This window comes from Desulfurococcus sp. (assembly GCF_049970475.1).
GTDB classification, from domain to species: Archaea; Thermoproteota; Thermoprotei_A; order Sulfolobales; family Desulfurococcaceae; genus Desulfurococcus; species Desulfurococcus amylolyticus.
The window spans coordinates 1-1,575 of sequence record NZ_JBMFMW010000155.1 but is presented as its reverse complement, the minus strand read 5'-3'; the positions used below and the strand labels follow the sequence as shown (position 1 = coordinate 1,575).

The window sequence follows — 1,575 nt, the reverse complement described above, 5'->3', positions numbered from 1 at the left end:
GCCCCTCTATGCTCTTTGGTGTTGGGGAGGATCAGAAGATCTAGAAAACGCTGTGAACATAGTTCATTTTATTCTCAAGCAAGTCGAGAACCCTTGAGAGCATTGCCTCGGCAATGGCACTCAAGATGCTATCAAATAAGATTAGCGGGGAGAACTAATATATGCTGAATAGATGATCGAATAGCTAACCTCGGTTTACAGCTGAAAGCCCCGCCCTTCTAGGGCGGGGAGGGGTCAGGGTGTTTTTAAATTCCAGCAGCTCTCCTTCCATGTTCAACTGCCTCTCTAACGTATCTAGGATATCTCGGCAGGTATTCCTCTAGTTTCTCCACCCTGCATGGTTTGAGCAGGCCAGCGACTATGTATCTCCACTCCATCGGATCTGCCTCCGGCGCGGCCATAGCATGGTAGACTATGTCTAGAACCGCCCTCTCGACATCTGCCACGTTGAGTCCTCCCAGCCTCTCAAAGCCGAAGCCTAGGAGGGATCTACGCACCTTGAAAAACCTAACGCTATACCCGCCGAAGCTCTTAACCGAGTGCCTAAACCTGTTGTTGAATATCCAAACAACCCTGGGCTCCTCATACGAAGCCCCCTTCATCCTAAGCGCCCACATGCCAGTGATGAGCCACTCAACTCCTAGGAGGTCGAGGGCCCTGCCTAGGACATCCAGTCCCAGGCCCGACAACCCCAACGCCCTATCGTTATAGTCGAAAACATAATATACCCTGCCGCGGATCACAGCCCCCAATATAATCTAACGAACAAAAATCCTATAAGTTTCTGGCGTTCTATTTATCAGGTTGGGTTGGGGCGAGCTTAGTGGGCTATGAGCCCCAGCCTCCCCGAATGCTGGCGGCGGGGGCTGAGCTGTGATGCCACCCCGTGAGGGGCCCTGAACCGTGAAGGGAGGCCCCAGTGGGGGTGGGAAACCCCCGCCTTTAAAGGCGGGGAGCCGTCGGTGTTAGCCCTCCTAGATCTGGTGTTATGGGCTTTCGCGAAATCCGGAATTCTCCGGTTTCCTCCAAAATCTCACTGTTGGAGTTAATCTTTGGAGCTTGAAAGAGTTGTTGACAGAGTACTAGTGATTTCATAAGAGAGGTCAAGAGGGGGTTTATGGGTTTTCCAGGGGAGGTGAGGATAAGGGGGTAAACCCATGAGAGTACTGGAGGTAGAGGTTTAATGGTAGATCATGTTGAGATGTGGGTTTATGAGGGTTAAGTGTGAATAGTAAGTCCACACCGAGATACATCGTTTACCATTTTACGAGGTCTAACAGAGATTATTGGTAGATACTAGCTTTACCTAGAACCAGGTGTTTCTCCTGTGTATAGCCGTAAGCTATATAATGGGAGGAGTAATTATTTATAGTGTGGTTTGGGGGGAGGTGAGGTTGAGGAGGAAAGAGGTATCAGGGATATTCTTGTTGATAATATTAACCATCACATTAACACCGGCTTTCATAATACAACCAGCTAAGGCAGAGAGTAGAACAATTTACATTAGGGCTGATGGAAGTATTGACCCTCCAACAGCACCAATACGACGAGATGGTAATGTTTACACCTTTACAG

2 protein-coding genes are annotated in these 1,575 nt (G+C 49.1%); one reads left to right on the top strand and one right to left on the bottom strand.

The window, feature by feature from the left end; all coding sequences use genetic code 11:
* Positions 1 to 245: 245 nt before the first annotated feature.
* On the bottom strand, positions 246 to 743 hold the full coding sequence (locus ACP5N5_RS06940) for a hypothetical protein (protein ID WP_428134495.1): 498 nt from the start codon (positions 741 to 743) through the stop codon (positions 246 to 248).
* A 651-nt stretch (positions 744 to 1,394) separates the two neighbouring features.
* Here ACP5N5_RS06940 and ACP5N5_RS06935 point away from each other — a divergent pair.
* Positions 1,395 to 1,575: hypothetical protein (locus tag ACP5N5_RS06935; RefSeq protein ID WP_428134490.1), on the top strand; the 181-nt coding region annotated here is incomplete at its 3' end.